This window comes from Streptococcus oralis (genome assembly GCF_015561235.1).
Taxonomy (GTDB): Bacteria; Bacillota; Bacilli; order Lactobacillales; family Streptococcaceae; genus Streptococcus; species Streptococcus oralis_BK.
The window spans coordinates 1,088,483-1,107,067 of record NZ_JADMTC010000001.1; the positions used below are offsets into that span (position 1 = coordinate 1,088,483).

At 43.4% G+C, this 18,585-nt stretch carries 16 protein-coding genes, 1 pseudogene and 1 riboswitch; of the genes and pseudogenes, 6 read left to right on the top strand and 11 right to left on the bottom strand.

Annotation, left to right across the window (positions count from 1 at the left end):
* Window positions 1–124 precede the first annotated feature (124 nt).
* The 3 genes from I2H52_RS05550 (at window position 125) to serS (ending at window position 3,353) form a co-directional block, all read left to right on the top strand.
* A complete protein-coding gene (locus tag I2H52_RS05550) occupies window positions 125–1,489 on the top strand; it encodes an aspartate kinase (RefSeq protein ID WP_195594615.1) in 1,365 nt (454 codons plus the stop codon).
* 2 nt (window positions 1,490–1,491) lie between these two features.
* Window positions 1,492–1,863 carry a DUF956 family protein gene (locus tag I2H52_RS05555; RefSeq protein ID WP_049550246.1) on the top strand — a complete coding sequence of 124 codons (372 nt, stop codon included), beginning with the start codon at window positions 1,492–1,494 and terminating at the stop codon, window positions 1,861–1,863.
* A gap of 215 nt (window positions 1,864–2,078) precedes the next feature.
* A complete protein-coding gene (serS, locus tag I2H52_RS05560; RefSeq protein WP_195594617.1) occupies window positions 2,079–3,353 on the top strand; it encodes a serine--tRNA ligase in 1,275 nt (424 codons plus the stop codon).
* A 25-nt stretch (window positions 3,354–3,378) separates the two neighbouring features.
* Here the strand turns inward: serS and I2H52_RS05565 are convergent, their stop codons facing one another.
* The 6 genes from I2H52_RS05565 to zapA all read right to left on the bottom strand — a co-directional run bounded on the left by I2H52_RS05565 (window position 3,379) and on the right by zapA (window position 10,022).
* Window positions 3,379–4,278, bottom strand: a complete 900-nt coding sequence (locus I2H52_RS05565; RefSeq protein WP_195594620.1) for a TDT family transporter — start codon at window positions 4,276–4,278, stop codon at window positions 3,379–3,381.
* Window positions 4,279–4,387: 109 nt separating this feature from the next.
* Complete coding sequence (locus I2H52_RS05570; protein ID WP_195594912.1) at window positions 4,388–4,936, bottom strand: carboxymuconolactone decarboxylase family protein; 549 nt, start codon at window positions 4,934–4,936, stop codon at window positions 4,388–4,390.
* A gap of 132 nt (window positions 4,937–5,068) precedes the next feature.
* Complete coding sequence (locus I2H52_RS05575; protein WP_195594624.1) at window positions 5,069–6,391, bottom strand: alanine/glycine:cation symporter family protein; 1,323 nt, start codon at window positions 6,389–6,391, stop codon at window positions 5,069–5,071.
* Between the two features lie 89 nt (window positions 6,392–6,480).
* Window positions 6,481–6,569, bottom strand: a riboswitch (glycine riboswitch).
* Window positions 6,570–6,737: 168 nt separating this feature from the next.
* Window positions 6,738–9,074 carry an endonuclease MutS2 gene (locus I2H52_RS05580; protein ID WP_195594627.1) on the bottom strand — a complete coding sequence of 779 codons (2,337 nt, stop codon included), beginning with the start codon at window positions 9,072–9,074 and terminating at the stop codon, window positions 6,738–6,740.
* 100 nt (window positions 9,075–9,174) lie between these two features.
* A complete protein-coding gene (locus tag I2H52_RS05585) occupies window positions 9,175–9,723 on the bottom strand; it encodes a CvpA family protein (RefSeq protein ID WP_195594630.1) in 549 nt (182 codons plus the stop codon).
* Window positions 9,720–10,022, bottom strand: coding sequence for a cell division protein ZapA (zapA, locus tag I2H52_RS05590; protein WP_195594632.1), 303 nt, complete (start codon window positions 10,020–10,022; stop codon window positions 9,720–9,722). Before zapA ends, I2H52_RS05585 begins: the two co-directional genes overlap by 4 nt.
* 86 nt (window positions 10,023–10,108) lie before the next feature.
* On the opposite strand from zapA, the gene rnhC reads away from it, so the two are divergent.
* The 3 genes from rnhC (at window position 10,109) to I2H52_RS05605 (ending at window position 14,107) form a co-directional block, all read left to right on the top strand.
* Window positions 10,109–10,984: a ribonuclease HIII gene (rnhC, locus tag I2H52_RS05595; RefSeq protein ID WP_007520607.1), complete on the top strand. Its 876-nt coding sequence runs from the start codon at window positions 10,109–10,111 to the stop codon at window positions 10,982–10,984.
* 9 nt (window positions 10,985–10,993) lie between these two features.
* Window positions 10,994–11,608 carry a signal peptidase I gene (lepB, locus tag I2H52_RS05600; RefSeq protein ID WP_049479298.1) on the top strand — a complete coding sequence of 205 codons (615 nt, stop codon included), beginning with the start codon at window positions 10,994–10,996 and terminating at the stop codon, window positions 11,606–11,608.
* Between the two features lie 129 nt (window positions 11,609–11,737).
* Window positions 11,738–14,107, top strand: coding sequence for an ATP-dependent RecD-like DNA helicase (locus I2H52_RS05605; RefSeq protein WP_195594634.1), 2,370 nt, complete (start codon window positions 11,738–11,740; stop codon window positions 14,105–14,107).
* A gap of 47 nt (window positions 14,108–14,154) precedes the next feature.
* On the opposite strand, the gene tig is transcribed toward I2H52_RS05605, so the two are convergent.
* From tig to liaF, 5 genes and pseudogenes are all read right to left on the bottom strand, one after another.
* On the bottom strand, window positions 14,155–15,438 hold the full coding sequence (gene tig / locus I2H52_RS05610; RefSeq protein ID WP_007520612.1) for a trigger factor: 1,284 nt from the start codon (window positions 15,436–15,438) through the stop codon (window positions 14,155–14,157).
* A gap of 90 nt (window positions 15,439–15,528) precedes the next feature.
* Window positions 15,529–16,184, bottom strand: a pseudogene (locus tag I2H52_RS05615) (DNA alkylation repair protein).
* Complete coding sequence (locus I2H52_RS05625; protein ID WP_007520614.1) at window positions 16,185–16,817, bottom strand: response regulator transcription factor; 633 nt, start codon at window positions 16,815–16,817, stop codon at window positions 16,185–16,187.
* 10 nt (window positions 16,818–16,827) lie between these two features.
* Window positions 16,828–17,826: a sensor histidine kinase gene (locus I2H52_RS05630; protein WP_007520616.1), complete on the bottom strand. Its 999-nt coding sequence runs from the start codon at window positions 17,824–17,826 to the stop codon at window positions 16,828–16,830.
* Window positions 17,823–18,521, bottom strand: a complete 699-nt coding sequence (gene liaF, locus I2H52_RS05635; protein WP_195594643.1) for a cell wall-active antibiotics response protein LiaF — start codon at window positions 18,519–18,521, stop codon at window positions 17,823–17,825. The genes I2H52_RS05630 and liaF overlap by 4 nt, the downstream gene beginning before the upstream one ends.
* Window positions 18,522–18,585 lie beyond the last annotated feature (64 nt).

The window sequence follows — 18,585 nt, forward strand, 5'->3', positions numbered from 1 at the left end:
AACGGTTATCGCTTTTCAGAATAAGTTAGTGTTTTCTTCTATTATAATAGGAAGTTATTTTCTTCATTGAAAAATACCCCTCTTTCTGCTATAATCGTATAAAATACTTACTTGAGGAGTCCTTATGAAGGTTGTAAAATTTGGCGGAAGCTCACTTGCCTCTGCTGGTCAGTTAGAAAAAGTTTTAAACATCGTTAAAAGTGATAAAGAACGCCGTTTTGTAGTCGTTTCTGCACCCGGCAAACGCAATGCTGAAGATACCAAGGTAACCGATGCCTTGATCAAATACTATCGTGACTATGTGGCTGGAAATGACATCAGTGCTAGCCAAAGCTGGATCATTGACCGTTATGCCGCTATGGTTAGTGAACTAGGATTAAAACCTGCTGTTTTAGAAAAAATCTCTAAAAGTATTCGGGCCTTGGCAACTCTCCCTATAGAGGACAATGAATTTCTCTATGATACCTTCCTAGCGGCTGGAGAAAATAACAATGCCAAATTGATTGCAGCCTACTTTAACCAAAACGGTATCGATGCACGCTATGTTCACCCAAGAGAAGCTGGAATTGTTGTCACAAGTGAACCAGGAAACGCACGCATCATCCCATCTAGTTATGATAAGATTGAAGGCTTGGCTGATAGCAACGAAGTCCTTGTCATCCCTGGTTTCTTTGGTGTGACTAAGGAAAATCAAATCTGTACTTTTTCACGTGGTGGTTCAGATATCACAGGTTCTATCATTGCAGCAGGTGTTAAGGCTGATCTCTATGAAAACTTTACAGACGTAAATGGTATCTTTGCTGCCCACCCTGGTATCATCCACCAACCACACTCCATTCCTGAATTAACCTACCGTGAAATGCGGGAGTTGGCTTACGCTGGATTTTCAGTCCTTCATGACGAAGCCCTTCTTCCTGCCTACCGAGGAAAAATTCCTCTTGTCATCAAGAATACCAACAACCCTGACCACCCAGGAACACGCATTGTTTTAGAACACAGTAGTGATAAATTCCCAGTAGTAGGGATTGCAGGTGACTCAGGATTCGTCAGCATCAACATGTCTAAATACCTCATGAACCGTGAAGTCGGGTTTGGTCGCAAGGTTCTTCAAATCCTTAAGGACCTCAACATCGGTTGGGAACACATGCCTACAGGTATTGACGATCTTTCAATCATCCTCCGCTCCCGCGAATTGACTCCTATCAAAGAAGAAGAAATTCTACGTCAACTCGTTCAAAAAGCTGAAGTGGACCATGCTGAAATCGAACATGACCTTTCCATCATTATGATTGTAGGAGAAAAGATGAAGAGCCATATCGGGGTAACTGCTACTGCAACACGGGCTTTGTCTGAGAATAAAATCAACATCCAGATGATGTCCCAAGGTTCAAGTGAAGTTTCCATCATGTTTGTTGTCAATAAAGAGCAAGAAAAAGCAGCCATCAAGGCTCTCTATCATGCCTTTTTCGGTGAAAGTAAGGAAGACTAATCATGGCCCAATCACTCAATCAAGTCATTGACCTCCAAACTACTGGGACATCTTACCTCTCTATCTCTGGAAAAGTTGGAAAATTTTTAGTCGGGGATCAAGCCTTAGAGTTTTATCCTGATGTCAATGTCGAACAATATATTCAAATCCCCTGGTCCAGCATTCAGCAAATCGGAGCCAACGTAAGTGGTCGCAAGATCAGCCGCCACTTTGAAGTCTTTACCGATCAAGGAAAATTCCTCTTTGCTTCAAAAGACTCTGGAGCTATCCTAAAAATCGCTCGGGAAAAATTAGGAAACGAAAAGGTTGTGAAACTTCCGACTCTACTCCAGACCATTGGACAAAAATTTAAAAATCTGTTTGCAAAAAAGTAGAAACTTTAGTATAATCATAGCAACGGATAAGTAAGTTATCTCCTTCTTTCAGAAAGTCTGCGGGTGCTGCGAGCAGATAGGAGGGATAGGTGAAATTCTACCGTTGTTTATAATTACATACACAATCAAGTGCACACCTGTGAAGTTGGATGGAACCGTGGCCCTGCCACTCCAACGCTTTGTCAGGTGTGCTTTTTTCATATAAAGGAGGACTTATGTTAGATATCAAACGAATTCGTACAGATTTTGATGCTGTCGCAGAAAAATTGGCTACACGTGGTGTAGATGCTGCTGTCTTAAATGAGATGAAAGAAATCGATGCTAAACGTCGCGACATCTTGGTCAAGGTTGAAACTCTCAAAGCAGAACGTAACACAGTTTCTGCTGAGATTGCCCAAGCCAAGCGCAACAAGGAAAATGCCGATGACAAGATTGCTGCGATGCAAACCCTATCTGCTGAAGTCAAAGCCTTGGATGCTGAGTTGGCAGACATCGATGCTAAATTGACAGAATTTACCACTACTCTTCCAAATATCCCTGCCGACAGCGTTCCTGTTGGGGCTGACGAAGATGACAATGTGGAAGTTCGCCGTTGGGGGACTCCGCGCGAGTTTGACTTTGAACCAAAAGCTCACTGGGATCTTGGTGAAGACTTGGGTATCCTTGACTGGGAACGCGGTGGTAAGGTAACGGGCGCTCGTTTCCTCTTCTATAAAGGACTTGGGGCTCGTTTGGAACGCGCTATCTACAACTTCATGTTGGATGAGCATGGTAAAGAAGGCTATACGGAAGTTATCACACCTTACATGGTTAACCATGACTCTATGTTTGGTACTGGGCAATATCCAAAATTCAAGGAAGACACTTTTGAATTGAAAGACACTAATTATGTCCTCATTCCTACAGCTGAAGTGCCTCTTACAAACTACTACCGTGATGAAATCCTTGACGGTAAAGACCTACCAATCTACTTCACTGCTATGAGTCCATCATTCCGTTCTGAAGCGGGTTCTGCTGGTCGTGATACACGTGGCTTGATCCGTCTGCACCAATTCCACAAGGTTGAAATGGTCAAATTTGCAAAACCAGAAGAATCTTATGAAGAATTAGAAAAAATGACAGCCAACGCTGAAAACATCCTTCAAAAACTCAATCTTCCGTACCGTGTCGTTGCCCTCTCTACTGGGGATATGGGCTTCTCAGCTTCCAAGACTTACGACTTGGAAGTTTGGATTCCAGCGCAAAATACCTACCGTGAAATCTCAAGCTGTTCAAATACAGAAGATTTCCAAGCCCGTCGTGCTCAAATTCGCTACCGTGATGAAGCAGATGGTAAAGTTAAACTTCTTCACACCTTGAATGGTTCTGGACTTGCAGTTGGGCGTACAGTGGCTGCTATTCTTGAAAACTACCAAAATGCAGATGGTTCTGTAACCATTCCAGAAGCTCTTCGTCCATACATAGGTGGAGCTGAAGTTATCAAACCATAAAAAACAAGGCCTAGCTAGAATATAGCTAGACCTTTTTTCGTAACCAAATCAGATAAGAAGCTAAGACAAAGAGTAAAATAGATAGACAAATGAAGATTTCAGCCAGTACCAGATAATCTAAAAAAGGGAGTTTCAAAAGCCCCTGAGCCATCTTGAGCGAAGTAGCTGTGATAATGGTTGGGAAGGTGAGGGCTGAGAAGGCTGGTTGAAAGCCTTGTTTTAAAATATTGGGCAGGCGAGTTAAAACAAAGAAAAAGAAGGACTGAGATGCCAAAATCATGACAATCAAGAGCCAAGTCGGTAGGCCTGCTCCTCCAACTCGAACTAGAGAAGCTAAGAGTAGGGAAAAGGGAGCACAGTAGATTCCTTCCTGTCCAAGCAAGGCTAGTGGGAGTGGAGATTTCTTTAAATCGCTATAAATAAGCGGATAGAGATAGAAGGTCAAGACAAAACCAAAACTCAAGGTTGCATAGGCAATCTCGATAATGCCTACCAGAGGATAGGTCAAGGCTGCTACTGCTATTCCCACATAGAGTACCGTCCAACTTGGAGTCGCATTGACCCTCCGACCAGGACAGGCAAATTTGATGGTAAAAGTAGCAATCAAAGCTAAATCCAAGAGAAATGAAAACCACCAGATTCCTTGTGCTACCAAAGGAAGAACAGGGAATACGCGAAAGACATAGGTCGATAAAATCATCCCAGCCATGGGAAAGGTGGCCATCCCAGATAAAAGAGGGGGCTTAGTCAATTCTTGCTTGGTTTCTTCCCAATTAAAAAGATGAAGAATCAGAAAGAAAATCCACAAAACTAAACCAGTCAGACTCAATAGATGCGACAGAACAGGGCAAGTATCTGCAATCAGATTTCCTGCACCTGCTAAACCTAATAAACAGCCAGAAAATACCAAGGGGAACTTTTTCATCCGAGCCTCCAATAATCATGTTATTATTAGTATAGCATAAAAGCGCTTAAATGAGAGCCAAAAAAATGAAGTCCGATTATTTCAGACTTCATTTTTTCTCAGATATGAATTAAGCATACGGTTGCAATTCTGGATTAATAGGCGTATTGGCTAGGTTGTTTGCATAGTTGCAAAGACTGGCAAGACTAACACCGAGAACCACGTCCAAGGCATTTTGTTGCGTGTAGCCAGCTTCCAAAAATTCAGCCAAGGCTTCATCGCCTACACGCCCTTTGGTATTGATGACCGCCAAGGTAAACTTAGCTAGGGTGTCCAATTTAGGATCTGTTTCAATCGGAGTGCGGTTGCGGAGAGCTTGGAGAAGATCATCATTCATCTGGATTTGTTTGATCGAAAAAGCGGTGTGACCTGCAACGCAGAAGGCACAACCATTGGTCACAGCTGCAGTGATTTGCACTACTTCGCGCTCAACGGGTGTCAGACTGTTGCGACGGTTGATAGCTCCGACAGTACGGTAAGCTTCTAAAGCAGTCGGTGCATCAGCCAAGAGACCGATTAGGTTGGGAATATAGCCATTGTTATCTTTTTCTACTGTTTCAAGAACTTCTTTCACTTCTGCTGGTGCTGATTCGACTGTATGGATGGTAAATCTTGTCATCATAAAACCTCTTTTCATTTTGTTGAAACCTAGTCTATCACAGATTCTATACCGTGTATAATATATATTTTAAATTGCATCGATAAAAATTTTTTATGAAAGCAAAAAAATCACACGAGTTGTGTGATTTCATTATTTATTAAAATACTTTTTAGTCTCAGCAATAACGACTGGAGATAAAACTAAAAGGGCAATCAGGTTAGGCAAGGCCATCAAGGCATTGACGATATCTGCAATAATCCAGACCATGTCCAACTCGATAAAACCTCCCAACAAGACCATGAGCACAAAGACCACCCGATAGAGCCAGATAAAGCGAACGCCAAAGAGAAACTCGAAACAGCGCTCTCCGTAGTAATTCCAGCCGAGAATTGTCGTAAAGGCAAAGAGAACCAGAAATATGGTCAAAAGAGTAGGCCCAAAATGTGAAAAAACTGTTGAAAAGGCTGATTGAGTAAGCGCGACTCCATTCAAATCACCACTCCAAACCCCAGTTACCAAGATGGTCAAACCTGTCAGAGTACAGATAATGAGGGTGTCAATAAAGGTTCCTGTCATGGAAATCAAGCCTTGCTCAACAGGCTCATTTGTCTTAGCCGCAGCAGCTGCAATCGGAGCTGAACCAAGACCAGATTCGTTCGAAAAGACTCCTCTCGCCACACCATTTTGAATCGCAGTACGGATAGTCGCACCAGCAAATCCTCCTACTGCAGCTACAGGGCTGAAAGCAGAAGTAAAGATTAGGGCAAGTGTGGCTGGGATTTCCTCGATATTAAAGAGAATAACTGTAAGAGTTCCCAGAATATAGACAATAGCCATAAAAGGAACCACTGCTGTCGAAACTTTTGATATGGATTTGAGGCCACCAAAGACAGCAATCCCTACAAAAATGGATAAAATCAGAGCTGTGATAACTGGATCAACTTGGGCTGTATTTTGAATGGATTCTGTAATCGAATTAACTTGGGTAAAGGTACCAATCCCTAGAAGAGCTACCAATACACCCGCTAGGGCAAAGAAGATAGCAAGTGGACGCCACTTTTCTCCCATCCCCAAAAGGATGTAATGCATGGGTCCTCCAGCTACAGCTCCATTTGCATCCTTAGTACGGTATTTGATGGCCAGTAAGCCTTCGGCATACTTGGTTGCCATCCCAAAGAATGCAGCCATCCACATCCAAAAGAGAGCACCTGGCCCACCAACCTTAATGGCTGTCGCAACTCCGATGATATTTCCCGTTCCAACAGTAGCTGCAAGGGCTGTACAAAGAGCTGCAAAGCTGGAAACGTCTCCATATCCCTTGTCCTTGGTAAAGATCAACTGAAAGGCCTTGGGGAGACGAGCTAGCTGTAAAAGTCCTAGTCGGATGGTCAGATAGATACCCGTTCCGACCAATAAGATCAAGAGGGGAGGCCCCCAAGCAAAAGCATCAAGCGCTTTAAGCAATTCTAACATGTCCTTCTCCTATCTTTCAACCCCAAAAGAAAGAGCACATGCAAGACACATGTACTCTGGAATGCTTAGATAAATGCCAAAAAGCGGTCTATCCTAGCTCTGTCCTTTTACCTGAGAGTTTGAGCAGTTACCTGCCTTGCCCCTTCGGTGCCTTTACGGTCTCTCCAGAGTTCCGTCCATTTACAGTCATGGAAAACAAACCTTTCTCCACTTCTATTAAACTTCATTCGGTGTTGGTATTTAATTTTTTATTATTTTACAAGAAAAGTTAGTCTTTGTCAATATATTCTATGAAAATTTTTGACTTTTCACTTCTTTTTTCAGAAAGAGTGAATCCTTCTTCTCTCTATCCTTTAAAGGTTACAATGGTGGCGCCACTGCCTCCAGCATTTTGTGGAGCATAGCCAAAACTCTTGACATGCTTGTTTCTTTGCAGGTATTTGGTGACGCCCTCACGGATGACTCCCGTACCGATACCATGGATGATGTCGACTTGCGCCATGTTATTGAGCAGGGCTTGGTCGATAAAGGCGTCCAGCTCATTCATAGCCTCTTCGTACCGTTTGCCTCGGAGATCCAGTCTCGCTTGCGGACCACGACCAGAAGCTCGTTTGACGACATTGACTTGTTTTTTCTTGACTGGGGCTTCTTGCTGAGCCTGAACAAGGTCAAATTCTTTCTCTTCCAAGGTCATCTTGATTAAACCGACTTGGGCTTCCCAACGGCCATCCTTGAGCTGATTGGTCAAGGTTCCACGTTGTCCATAACTGAGGACCACAATATCATCCCCCACCTTCGGAGCTCGTTTTTTCTTGGCTTTTTGAAGGACCTTGTTTTTAGATAAGTCTACTTTTTCAGGAGCTAGTTTTTTCAGCTCAGCCTTGGCTTCAATGATTTCATGGGGTTTGAGTTGAGATTTGCTATGGAGATTTTTGAGAATCTGGTCACTTTCACTTAGAGCGAGTTCCACAATCTCGGCAGCTTGTTCACGCGCCTTGTTGAGCTCAGTTTCCTTTTCACGATTAAGCTCATTGTAGAGTTTTTTGAGTGCACGGTTCATCTTGAGGTTTTCTTGCTCCACCTCACGAATATTGTCCAAGCGTTTGCGACTTTCAAGCGTTTGCTCTTCCAATTGTTCAATGATACGGTTGACATCATTATCTTGGTTGACCTGCTGGCTGGCATCTCCTACGATGACCTCTGACAAGCCCAGACGTTTGGCAATTTCAAAGGCATTGCTTCGGCCAGGAACTCCCTGCATAAAGCGATAGGTCGGACGCAAGCTGGCAGTATCAAACTCCATGCTGGCATTTTGCACAAAGGCTGTCTCAATACCATAAGCCTTGAGTTCTGGATAGTGGGTCGTAGCCATAGTCTTGACCTGACGCAGACGAAGATCCTCCAGAATAGCCATAGCAAGCGCTGCTCCTTCCTGCGGATCGGTACCTGCCCCAAGCTCATCTAAGAGTAAAAGCGAGTGCTGATTGACCTTGCCAAGAATATCTACGATATTGGTCATGTGACTCGAGAAGGTAGACAAGCTTTGCTCGATAGACTGCTCATCCCCAATATCTGCGAAGATTTCTTCGAAAATACCAACACGGCTACCCTTATCAGCTAAAATGGGCAATCCAGATTGGGCCATGAGTTGAGTCAAGCCTAGGGTTTTGAGCATGATGGTCTTCCCACCAGTATTGGGACCTGTAATGACAATAGCTGTTAATTCCTTACCAAAGTGTACATCGTTTGCCACTGCATTTTTGACCAAAGGATGGCGAACATGAAGAAGTTGAATCTCTTGATTCTCTGAAAGTTGGGGAACGACTGCTTGTCTTTCTTGAATGAAACGCACCTTGGCACGAATCAAGTCTAAATGGCCGATAATCCAAGCATCATTAGCAATCTCAGCAGCATGAGGACGAACCCGTTCCGATAGTTCCTGCAGGATGCGAATCATCTCATAGCGTTCGTCAGCTCGCAGACTAGCGATTTCTTCGCTCAGCTTGACCACCTCACGTGGCTCGATATAAACCGTATTACCACTGGCAGAGATGTCATGGACAACACCTGCAATCTTATTGCGATAGGTGTTCTTTACTGGTAAAACTTGACGGCCATTTCTGCTAGCGATTATACCTTCCGTCAACATCTGCGCTTTTTGCTTGAGTAAGTCTTGCAAGACATCTCGAACTTGACTCTCGCTATCATGGATTTTCCGACGGATACGTGCTAGTTCTTCGCTGGCAAAATTCTCGATAAATCCTGCATCATTGAGAGCTTGGAGACTTCCTTGCAAGTGTGGAAACTCATGCAGTTTCTCAAACCATCTCGCCAACTGCTCCAAGCGTACGTTTTCTAGATTGTCGTAAAAACTTTGCAACTCTCTGCTAGCAAGCAAGACTCGTTTGAGAAGCAAGAACTCCTCAATATTGAGGTCCGCCCCCATCTCCAGACGCTTGCAAACAGCTGATATCTCACGCGTCGCTAGGATGGTAAAGTGGGGTTGCTCCACAAATAGGGCTTGCATTTCCTCCATCTCTGTAAAGGCTTGTTTAATCTTATCCGCCTTGGCAGTTGGAGCCAAGCCTTTTAACTCCTCTAGTCCTTGTTCAGTCAGGAGATGAGGTTCAAACAAAGCTTTGATTTTATTGAATTCTAAGGTTTCTAGTATTTTTGTATTCATATTTTTTCCTTGTATGCTGGTTTACAAGATTATAGCAACTAGAGGTTTTGACCTAGTCGTCCAATCTGTAAACAAAGGGCTAGGAAAAATCCCGCCCTTTTTATCCGATTAAATTTGTCACCCAGAGTTGTTTAATAAGGTTTGTCGTAAAAGGGACACTTTGGATGATGTGTTTGGCTACTGTACTTTTTTCGAGTGAATTTTGAATGACTGCCAGAGGCACCGTTGCAAGAATGGTCAGAGCCATTTGCAAGACAAATAAGGTTACCAATAGCGACAATAGGCCTGCTCCGATACGAAACCATTTAACATCGAGCTTTTTAGTTGGAATCAAGTGTAGGAACAAACCGATAAAACGTCCGATACTGTAGCAAATTCCGAAAACTAGAAGGTAGGCCAGACCCGCATAAAAGACCTTGTCTAGGTGAAAAAGCTGGTCTGAAGGGAAGAAAAAGGTGCCCTGTCCTTCCTGAGGATTGGCATAAGGGACAAGCAAGTGGAAGTGATCTCCCAGCGATTTATAAAACTGTCCCGCAACAAAGCCTGAAATCACTGCAACGATGAAATAATAAACTTGCAGCACCAAACCTCTACGGTAGCCGATGTAAAAGCCCCAAGCAAGAACCAATAAGAGTAGGATTGAAATCATAGGGAATCCTCAATCTTGCTCTGTTCTTGTTTGACAGCAATCAACTTGTGGCGGAGTTCTAACAACTCTTGCTCCTTGTCATCAAATTCAATTTCACGATTGAGCTGTGTAGACAGACAGTTGACCGCCAAAAGAAGCGCAATGGTTTCATCATCCGCCCCAGGCATTTTTTCTTTAATTGCTTGGTATTTTTCAGTCGCAACCTTGGCAATTTCCTCCATAAAGAGGTTGTCATGCTCGGTTGTCAAGGTTAATGTCTTTTTCCCGAATGTAAACTTATATCGATTTAGATTTGCCATAAAATTCACCTCACGATATTATACCAAATTTCGCTAACTTTGTCAGTTTTTACCAATTCTCCTGCTTTTGTGGTACAATAGAAACTATGGCAAGTATCACACTCACACCAAGTGAACAGGAAATTCAGAGCTTTTTAACTCATTATCAGAAAGCTCTCGCTCCTAGTAAAAATCCCTATATCCGCTATTTTTTGCGCTTCCCTCAGGCGACTGTTTCCGTCTATACTTCTGGAAAAGTCCTCCTGCAAGGCGAAGCTGCTGAGCAGTACGCCAGTTTCTTTGGCTATGAGGTTCAACAAGAAAACCGTGGACAAGATTTTCCTATGATTGGGACTGATGAGGTGGGAAATGGTTCCTACTTTGGTGGGCTAGCTGTCGTGGCTTCCTTCGTGACACCTGACCAGCATGACTTCTTGCGAAAACTCGGTGTGGGGGATTCCAAGACTCTGACTGACCAAAAGATTCGTCAGATTGCCCCTATCCTCAAGGAAAAGATTCCACATCAAGCGCTCCTCCTTTCACCGAGCAAGTATAATGAAGTTATCGGAGAGCGTTACAATGCTGTTTCTGTAAAGGTTGCCCTTCACAATCAGGCTATCTTTCTCCTGCTTCAAAAAGGAGCCCAGCCAGAGAAAATCGTGATTGATGCTTTTACAAGTCCTAAAAACTATGACAAGTACTTGGCTCAAGAAGCCAACCGTTTTCCAAATAAGATCACTTTGGAAGAAAAAGCTGAGGGTAAATACCTGGCTGTTGCGGTTAGCTCCATCATCGCGCGGGATCTCTTCCTCGAAAACTTAGAAAATCTGGGACGAGAACTGGGCTATCAACTACCCAGCGGCGCTGGAACTGCATCTGATAAGGTTGCCAGCAAAATCCTTCAAGCCTATGGTATGAAGGGACTTCATTTCTGCGCCAAACTGCATTTTAAAAATACTGAAAAAGCAAAAAAACTTCTATAGAGGTAAACCATGAACTATTTAAAATCATTTATAAAAGAATGGGGAGTTATCTTCCTGATTATCGCACTGGTAGGCCTTAGCCGCATTTTCCTTTGGAGCAATGTCCGTGTGGAAGGACACTCGATGGACCCTACCCTAGCTGACGGAGAAGTTCTCTTCGTTGTTAAACACCTCCCAATTGACCGCTTCGATATCGTGGTTGCGCATGAGGAAGACGGAAATAAAGACATTGTCAAAAGGGTCATCGGCATGCCTGGTGATACCATCCGCTACGAAAATGACAAACTCTTTATCAACGGTGAAGAAACGAATGAACCTTACCTAGCTGAATATCTCAACTTGTTCAAAACAGAAAAGTTGCAAAACACCTATACTGGAAAAGGATTTGAAGGCAATAAGGGAGTTTACTTTAGAGAACTTGCTCAAAAGGCACAGGCCTTTACAGTCGATGTCAATTCCAACACCAGCTTCAGCTTTACTGTCCCTCAAGGCGAATACCTTCTCCTTGGTGACGATCGTCTAGTCTCTAGCGACAGCCGCCACGTTGGTACCTTCAAGGCCAGCGATATCAAAGGCGAAGCAAAATTCCGTTTCTGGCCACTTAACCGTATCGGAACTTTTTAAGATAAGGAAGAGGCCGAGAATGCTAAGTCTCAGCCTCTTTTTCTATTGCGAGAAGAAGACCTTTTAGTCTCCTAGCTTGTTGAAAGAAGCTAAGGGTACAACTCTCACGAACTCATGTAAAGGAAACCTATGGAAGTTTATTTTTCAGGCACCATTGAACGGATTATTTTTGAAAATGTTAGTAATTTTTATCGCATCCTCCTCTTAGATATCGAAGATACCAATGCGGAGGACTTTGACGATTTTGAAATCATCGTTACAGGAACCATGGCGGACGTGATAGAGGGCGAAGACTATACTTTTTGGGGGCAAATCGTTCAGCACTCCAAGTATGGTGAACAGCTACAAATCAGTCGTTATGAGCGAGCAAAACCCACTAGCAAGGGCTTGGTCAAGTATTTCTCCAGCAGTCATTTTAAGGGAATTGGACTCAAAACAGCTCAGAGAATCGTGGATAGCTATGGTGAAAACACTATCGACGAAATTCTGGAGAATCCTGAAAAGCTGGAAAGCATTGCTGGGCTCTCTGCAAAAAATCGTGAGGCTTTTGTCTCCACCCTCCGTCTCAACTATGGGACAGAAATGGTCTTAGCAAAACTGGCCAACTACGGCATTCCCAATAAACTAGCCTTTCAGATTCAAGACTTTTACAAGGAAGAAACTCTTGATGTGGTTGAAAATTATCCCTACCAGCTGGTCGAGGATATCAAAGGCTTGGGTTTTACCATCGCCGACCAATTAGCTGCCGAACTAGGCATCGAAAGTCAAGCTCCTGAACGCTTCCGTGCTGGCCTTGTCCACAGTCTCTTTCAAGGTTGTATGGATACGGGCGATACCTATATGGAGGCTCGAGATTTGCTGGAACAGACACTTACTCTCCTCGAGTCTTCCCGTCCCGTGGAACTCGATCCCAGCCAAGTAGCTCAGGAATTAGCTCATTTGATCGAAGAAGATAAAATCCAACAGGTGGATACCAAAATCTTTGATAACAGCCTCTTTTTCGCCGAAGAAGGCATCCGCAATAACTTGGTTCGTATCCTCGAAAAAGGAAAGCAAAAGAGTCATGATTTGGAAGCCATTCAAAAGCATATCGCTAGTGTTGAGGAAGAACTGGGTATCCAATACGATAGTATCCAAAAGCAAGCTATCTGTGACGCCATCCAGAACAAGGTCTTTATCCTGACAGGTGGACCTGGTACAGGTAAAACCACTGTTATCAATGGGATTATCGCTGTCTATGCCCTGCTTGAAGGACTCAATCTCAAGAAAAAGAGCAACTTACCTATTCTTCTCGCTGCCCCAACTGGTCGAGCCGCTCGGCGCATGAATGAATTGACAGGATTGCCAAGTGCTACCATACACCGCCACTTGGGAATGACAGGCGACGATGATACCAGCCATCTGGAAGATTATCTGGATGCCGACTTTATCATTGTAGATGAGTTTTCCATGGTGGATACTTGGCTAGCCAACCAACTCTTCTCCAACATTTCTTCTAACAGTAAAATTCTCATCGTGGGCGATAGCGACCAGTTGCCTTCTGTTAGTCCCGGACAAGTCCTGGCTGACCTGCTCCAGATCCCCCTGATTCCGCAGACTCGTTTAGAAAAAATTTATCGACAAAGCGAAGAATCAACTATCGTTACCTTGGCAAGTCAGATTCGACAAGGCATCTTGCCAGCTGACTTTACCCAGAAAAAAGCAGACCGCTCCTACTTTGAAATCGCTAGTGGTCATATCCCAGCTACCATTGAGAAAATTCTTGGCGCTGCCCTCAGAAGTGGTATCTCGGCCCGCGATATTCAGGTGCTAGCGCCTATGTACCGAGGAACTGCTGGCATTGACGCCATCAACCAGCTCATGCAAGACCTGCTCAATCCTCTTCAAAAGGACCAAGTTAGCTTTGAAGCAGCTCAGTGTCACTATCGTACAGGGGACAAAGTTATTCACCTAGTCAACGACGCTGAAGTCAATGTCTTTAACGGAGACCTAGGCTACATCACAGATTTGATTCCTGGAAAATACACCGAGTCCAAACAAGATGAGATTGTCATTGATTTTGATGGCAATGAGGTCATCTATCCTCGAAACGAATGGTACAAGACTCGTCTGGCCTATGCCATGAGTATCCATAAGTCTCAGGGAAGTGAGTTTCCCGTTGTCATCCTACCCATCACCAGTGCTGGTAAGCGCATGCTGGAACGCAATCTCATCTATACAGCTATTACACGGGCCAAGAGCAAACTCATCCTTCTTGGCGAATTGCAAGCCTTTGACTATGCAGTTAAACATATCGGAACTGCCCGTAAGACCTATCTGATTGAGCGCTTCAGTGATTTAATTGAAAATAATATTGAAGAAAGTAAACAAGCCTTCTCTGAAACTGCCACAACAAGTGACGCTGGACAATCCTACATCCTCACCGAGGAAAACTGGTCTAGTATTCCAGCCATGATTGGGATTACAGATGCAGACCTTAAAAAGATTTTTGGAAAATAGTACAGCAGAAAACCCACCTAGTCAGGTGGGCTTTTTCTCTTTTAAGATTATTTTACTGTTGCAGTGCTTGTGATCAATTCAACAGCTTTTTTAATAGTGATATCGTGTTTCAACATGTCAGCTGAAAGCAAGTTTTGAACTTGTGCCACTTCCATGTTGTAATCTGCAGCCAATTGCTCGATTTCTTTTTGGATTTCTTCTTCAGAAGCGTCAAATCCTTCAGCTTTGGCAACTGCTTCGATAACAAGGTTAGTCTTGGTACGTGACTCAGCTTCTCCCTCGTATTGTTTGTGAAGGTCTTCTTGAGTAGTTCCAGTGATTTGGAAGTACATGTCAGGGTTGATCCCTTGGCGTTGCAAGTTTCCAAGGAATTCATTTACTGAACGGTGAACTTCTTCATGGATCATTTCTTCTGGAAGTTCTACGATTTCAGCGTTTTCTACAGCTTTATCGATTGCTGCACCTTCAACAGCATCTTTGTATGCTTCTTCTTTCGTAGCAGTCAATTCTTTGCGGTATTTTTCTTTCAATTCGTCAAGAGTTTCCACTTCTTCGTCGATATCTTTTGCAAGTTCATCGTCAAGAGCTGGAACTTCTTTAGCTTTTACTTCGTGGATAGTTGTTACGAATTTAGCTTCTTTACCTGCAAGGTCTTCAGCTTGGTAGTCTTCTGGGAATGTTACAACAACATCAACAGTTTCGCCAGCTGAGTGTCCAACCAATTGGTCTTCGAAACCAGGGATGAATTGACCTGAACCAAGTCCAAGTGAGAAGTTTTCACCTTTTCCACCGTCAAATTCAACACCGTCGATAGAACCAACGAAGTCGATCACAACAGTGTCGCCATTTTCAGCAGCGCTTTCTTTGATAACCAATTCAGCCAAGTTGTTGCGTTCGCGTTCGATACGTTCTTCAACGTCAGCGTCTGTAACTTCTTTTTCTACATCTACTGACACTTCAAGGTTTTTGTAGTCGCCCAATTTTACTTCAGGTTTTGTCACGACTTCAGCTGTAATAACCCAGTCTTGACCTTTTTCCATTGAAGTCACATCGATTTTTGGTTGTGCAACGACTTCAAGACCAGCTTCTTTTACTGCAGCTTCATAAGCGTTTGGCAAAAGAGCGTTCATTGCATCTTGATAAAGAGCTTCTTCACCAAATTTTTGGTCGAAGATAGGGCGTGGAAGGTGACCTTTACGGAAACCAGGAACGTTAAGAGTTTTCTTTACTGAGTTAAATACACGGTCCAATTCTGGTTTGATTTGGTCTTGAGAGATAGTGAAAGTCAAGACTCCACGGTTTGTTTCTTTGTTTTCAAATGATACAGACATTCTGTCATTTCTCCTTAAAATTTTTAATACAGTCCATTATACCATATAATAGCGACTTTTTTCAAGTAATGAATGCGCTTTTCAATAGTGCTAGAGGTACTTGCTCGCTTCCCTGATACTAAGTTCAGCCATTCTCTTCTTATTTTTTTCAATAAAACGTGCTACCCATTCTGGATTGGTTTTAGAGTAGTCTCTTAGAGCCCAGCCGATGGCTTTGTTGATAAAAAATTCTGTCTGGTCCAGATTGTTGAGCAGGATTTTTTCCATCAGTTGGACATTTGTTTTTTCTTTCCTTAACAACTGGTTGTCAATAGCGACTCGTCTCAGCCAGATATTGTCTGATAGGCTCCATTTTAAAAGCACTTCTTCAAGTTCCGGATGGTTAGCCACCAAACTTCCTACTACTCGATCTAGGATATCTACCGTATCCCACCAGGACTTGGTCACGACCAGACGCTCAAGCTTAGGCAAATCGTCCTTCGTTAGATAAGACTGCATCGCTTTCAAATAGTTGGCAGCCACAATTGGTATTCTCTAGGCTCCTTTTCCCAGCAAGTGTCTACAAAATTCCAATCAATGACCTTTGTTTTTTTCGCACTTGGAAAATACTTTTTATAGAGGGCATTTCTTTCAGGACCTGCAACGCCTAAAAAGGGAAATTGATGGCGCATATAGGCTTCCATTGGGCCTGCTTTCTCAGGGTCTTTTGCTGCTTCTAGCTCCTCAAGTAAATCTGCAAGACTCATCTAAAAATCCTCCTGCCCCACCAAGTGGTGCTGAAAGGCATAGACTGCAGCCTGAGTGCGATCGCTTACCTCAAGCTTGGCTAGGATGTTGGATACATGGGTCTTGACCGTCTTGAGAGAGATGAAGAGTTCATCTGCAATGCGCTGATTTTCGTAGCCCTTGGCGATGAGTTGAAGCACGTCTCGCTCACGCGCAGTCAAATCCTCATGAAGTTCTATATGATTGCGGTGGTATTCGACCTTCTTGCTGACCTCTTGTTCAATAGCCAGCTCGCCCCTAGCAACCTTACGAACAGCGTTCAGTAATTCGTCTGCGCTTGAAGTCTTGAGCATATAGCCCCTAGCCCCAGCATTTAAGACCGGCATGATTTTTTCATTGTCTAGATAAGAGGTCACAATCAAAATCTTGGCTTCAGGCCATTCTTTGAGAATAGCTAAGGTTGCATCAATCCCATTCATCTCAGGCATGACAATATCCATGACAATGACATCTGGACGCAATTCCAAGGCCAAAGAAATCCCTTGAACACCGTTGGCAGCCTCGCCCACAACTTCTACATCTTCTTGGAGATCAAAATAGCTTTTCAAGCCCAATCGGACCATTTCATGGTCATCTACCAGTAAAATTTTCATTTATACTCCTTTATGATTCCTTATCAAGCAGGGGAATACGGATATCAACCGCCAGTCCTTGCTTAGGTGCTGTCAAAAGTTGAACAGTACCTGCCATATCCTCAACCCGCTCCTTAATATTTCGCAGTCCATAACTCAAGTCGTCTAAGCTCCCTAACTGGAAACCAATCCCATTGTCCACCACCTTAAGCTGCAATTCAACATCTGTTTGATAGAGATAGACATCCAAACAAGATGCCTGGGCATGGCGGAGGGTATTACTGATCAACTCCTGCAATATGCGGAAGATATGCTCTTCGATTTTCTTAGGCAATTTAGACACATTTTGCTTGAGACTCACCTTGAGATCACTCTTGTCCTCAAGTTCTTTTAAGAGGATTTGAATCCCCTCAACCAAGCTCTTTTGTTCCAACTCAACTGGTCGCAAATGCAGTAGCAAGACCCGTAGATCTTTCTGGGCTGTTTCTAGTATGGCTGCGACACTTTGTAACTGGGTCTGCATCTTTTCCCTATCAAGCTTCAAAGCCTGCTGACTGACACCTGATAAAATCATATGGGCCGCAAACAACTCCTGACTAACCGTATCGTGCAAGTCGCGTGCTATCCGCTTCCTTTCTTTCTCGATGATTGCTTCTTCCTTGACTAGGCTTTGATTTTCAGCCTTTTGAACAGCTTCTGTCAAGAGATTGAGCTTGCCAGATAAGATCTTGAAACTCGCATCCAAGTCTGGATCTGAAAAAGAAACGACCTCTTTTCCTGCTAGCAGTCGCTTGAGATTGACGTGCATTTTTCTGCGAGAGACTTCTTCTATCACGCGCCAAAAGAGGACAAAAAAGAAGGTCATGGAAAGGCTAAAGACCAAGACTAAGAAGATGAACTTCTCTGTTTTCTCAATATCTTGTAGCAAATAGGACAAATCCAGTTCAAAAATATCAAGCAGACTATTGGTCAAAAAGAGGATAAAGAGGAAAGAAGTCAGACCGATTAACAGATAAGATTGCTTTTTCATCCTCTGACCACCTCCACATCGCCAACCATAGTAGTTAGGAAAATCTTGACACTCTTGTTACTCTTGAGATAGTCCCTGGTTTCCTGATGATAGTGTTCATTACGGAGGGCTCGCTTAGGTTGATGGAGGAAAGTTAAATCTCCATAGAGACAGTTGACACTGAGACTGATTTCAACATCTACAGGTACGATAATCCTAGTCGTTCCGACCATTTTTCTAAGGATAATGACATTGTCATGATTGGTTAGGATGACTCTTTCTAAATGAATAGTGTCCTTGCCCATGAGGCGAAAGAGATTGATATCGTCAAACTGACAGGTCTGGTGACTAGAAAAATGATGAAGATTGCCAAACCAAGGATTCCGTTCATTTTTAACCGTCACCACCTCTTCAAAGACCAAATCCGTCTCCTCTCTTTCTTGGTTCATCATTGGATAGAGAAGAAAGAGACTGTAGATCACCGCTACAAAGATGGCTAGAATCACAAAGGGATTAAGCATGACGATGAAAAAGAAAAGAATAGTCGCTACAAGGAGAAAGACGTTGTTGCCCTCCTTACCTGTATAATAGCGGAGCAAGAGCAAAAAGAGGAATAGAATCAGCAGAACACGCGAAAAATGCTCTGATACCATCAAAATCAGAGCTCCCGTCAACAGACAGGCTTCAATAAATAAAAAGATTTGAAATTTTTTCATAGCTGCATCCTCTCCCTTCTATTTTATCACAATTCAAAAAAGACGCATCCGTCTGAGGATGGAA

Excerpts from the sequence above, each read along its gene's own strand:
- I2H52_RS05550 (WP_195594615.1), top strand. The coding sequence starts at position 125 with ATGAAGGTTGTAAAATTTGGCGGAAGCTCACTTGCCTCTGCTGGTCAG.
- I2H52_RS05555 (WP_049550246.1), top strand. The coding sequence starts at position 1,492 with ATGGCCCAATCACTCAATCAAGTCATTGACCTCCAAACTACTGGGACA.
- serS (WP_195594617.1), top strand. The coding sequence starts at position 2,079 with ATGTTAGATATCAAACGAATTCGTACAGATTTTGATGCTGTCGCAGAA.
- I2H52_RS05565 (WP_195594620.1), bottom strand. The coding sequence starts at position 4,278 with ATGAAAAAGTTCCCCTTGGTATTTTCTGGCTGTTTATTAGGTTTAGCA.
- I2H52_RS05570 (WP_195594912.1), bottom strand. The coding sequence starts at position 4,936 with ATGACAAGATTTACCATCCATACAGTCGAATCAGCACCAGCAGAAGTG.
- I2H52_RS05575 (WP_195594624.1), bottom strand. The coding sequence starts at position 6,391 with ATGTTAGAATTGCTTAAAGCGCTTGATGCTTTTGCTTGGGGGCCTCCC.
- I2H52_RS05580 (WP_195594627.1), bottom strand. The coding sequence starts at position 9,074 with ATGAATACAAAAATACTAGAAACCTTAGAATTCAATAAAATCAAAGCT.
- I2H52_RS05585 (WP_195594630.1), bottom strand. The coding sequence starts at position 9,723 with ATGATTTCAATCCTACTCTTATTGGTTCTTGCTTGGGGCTTTTACATC.
- zapA (WP_195594632.1), bottom strand. The coding sequence starts at position 10,022 with ATGGCAAATCTAAATCGATATAAGTTTACATTCGGGAAAAAGACATTA.
- rnhC (WP_007520607.1), top strand. The coding sequence starts at position 10,109 with ATGGCAAGTATCACACTCACACCAAGTGAACAGGAAATTCAGAGCTTT.
- lepB (WP_049479298.1), top strand. The coding sequence starts at position 10,994 with ATGAACTATTTAAAATCATTTATAAAAGAATGGGGAGTTATCTTCCTG.
- I2H52_RS05605 (WP_195594634.1), top strand. The coding sequence starts at position 11,738 with ATGGAAGTTTATTTTTCAGGCACCATTGAACGGATTATTTTTGAAAAT.
- tig (WP_007520612.1), bottom strand. The coding sequence starts at position 15,438 with ATGTCTGTATCATTTGAAAACAAAGAAACAAACCGTGGAGTCTTGACT.
- I2H52_RS05625 (WP_007520614.1), bottom strand. The coding sequence starts at position 16,817 with ATGAAAATTTTACTGGTAGATGACCATGAAATGGTCCGATTGGGCTTG.
- I2H52_RS05630 (WP_007520616.1), bottom strand. The coding sequence starts at position 17,826 with ATGAAAAAGCAATCTTATCTGTTAATCGGTCTGACTTCTTTCCTCTTT.
- liaF (WP_195594643.1), bottom strand. The coding sequence starts at position 18,521 with ATGAAAAAATTTCAAATCTTTTTATTTATTGAAGCCTGTCTGTTGACG.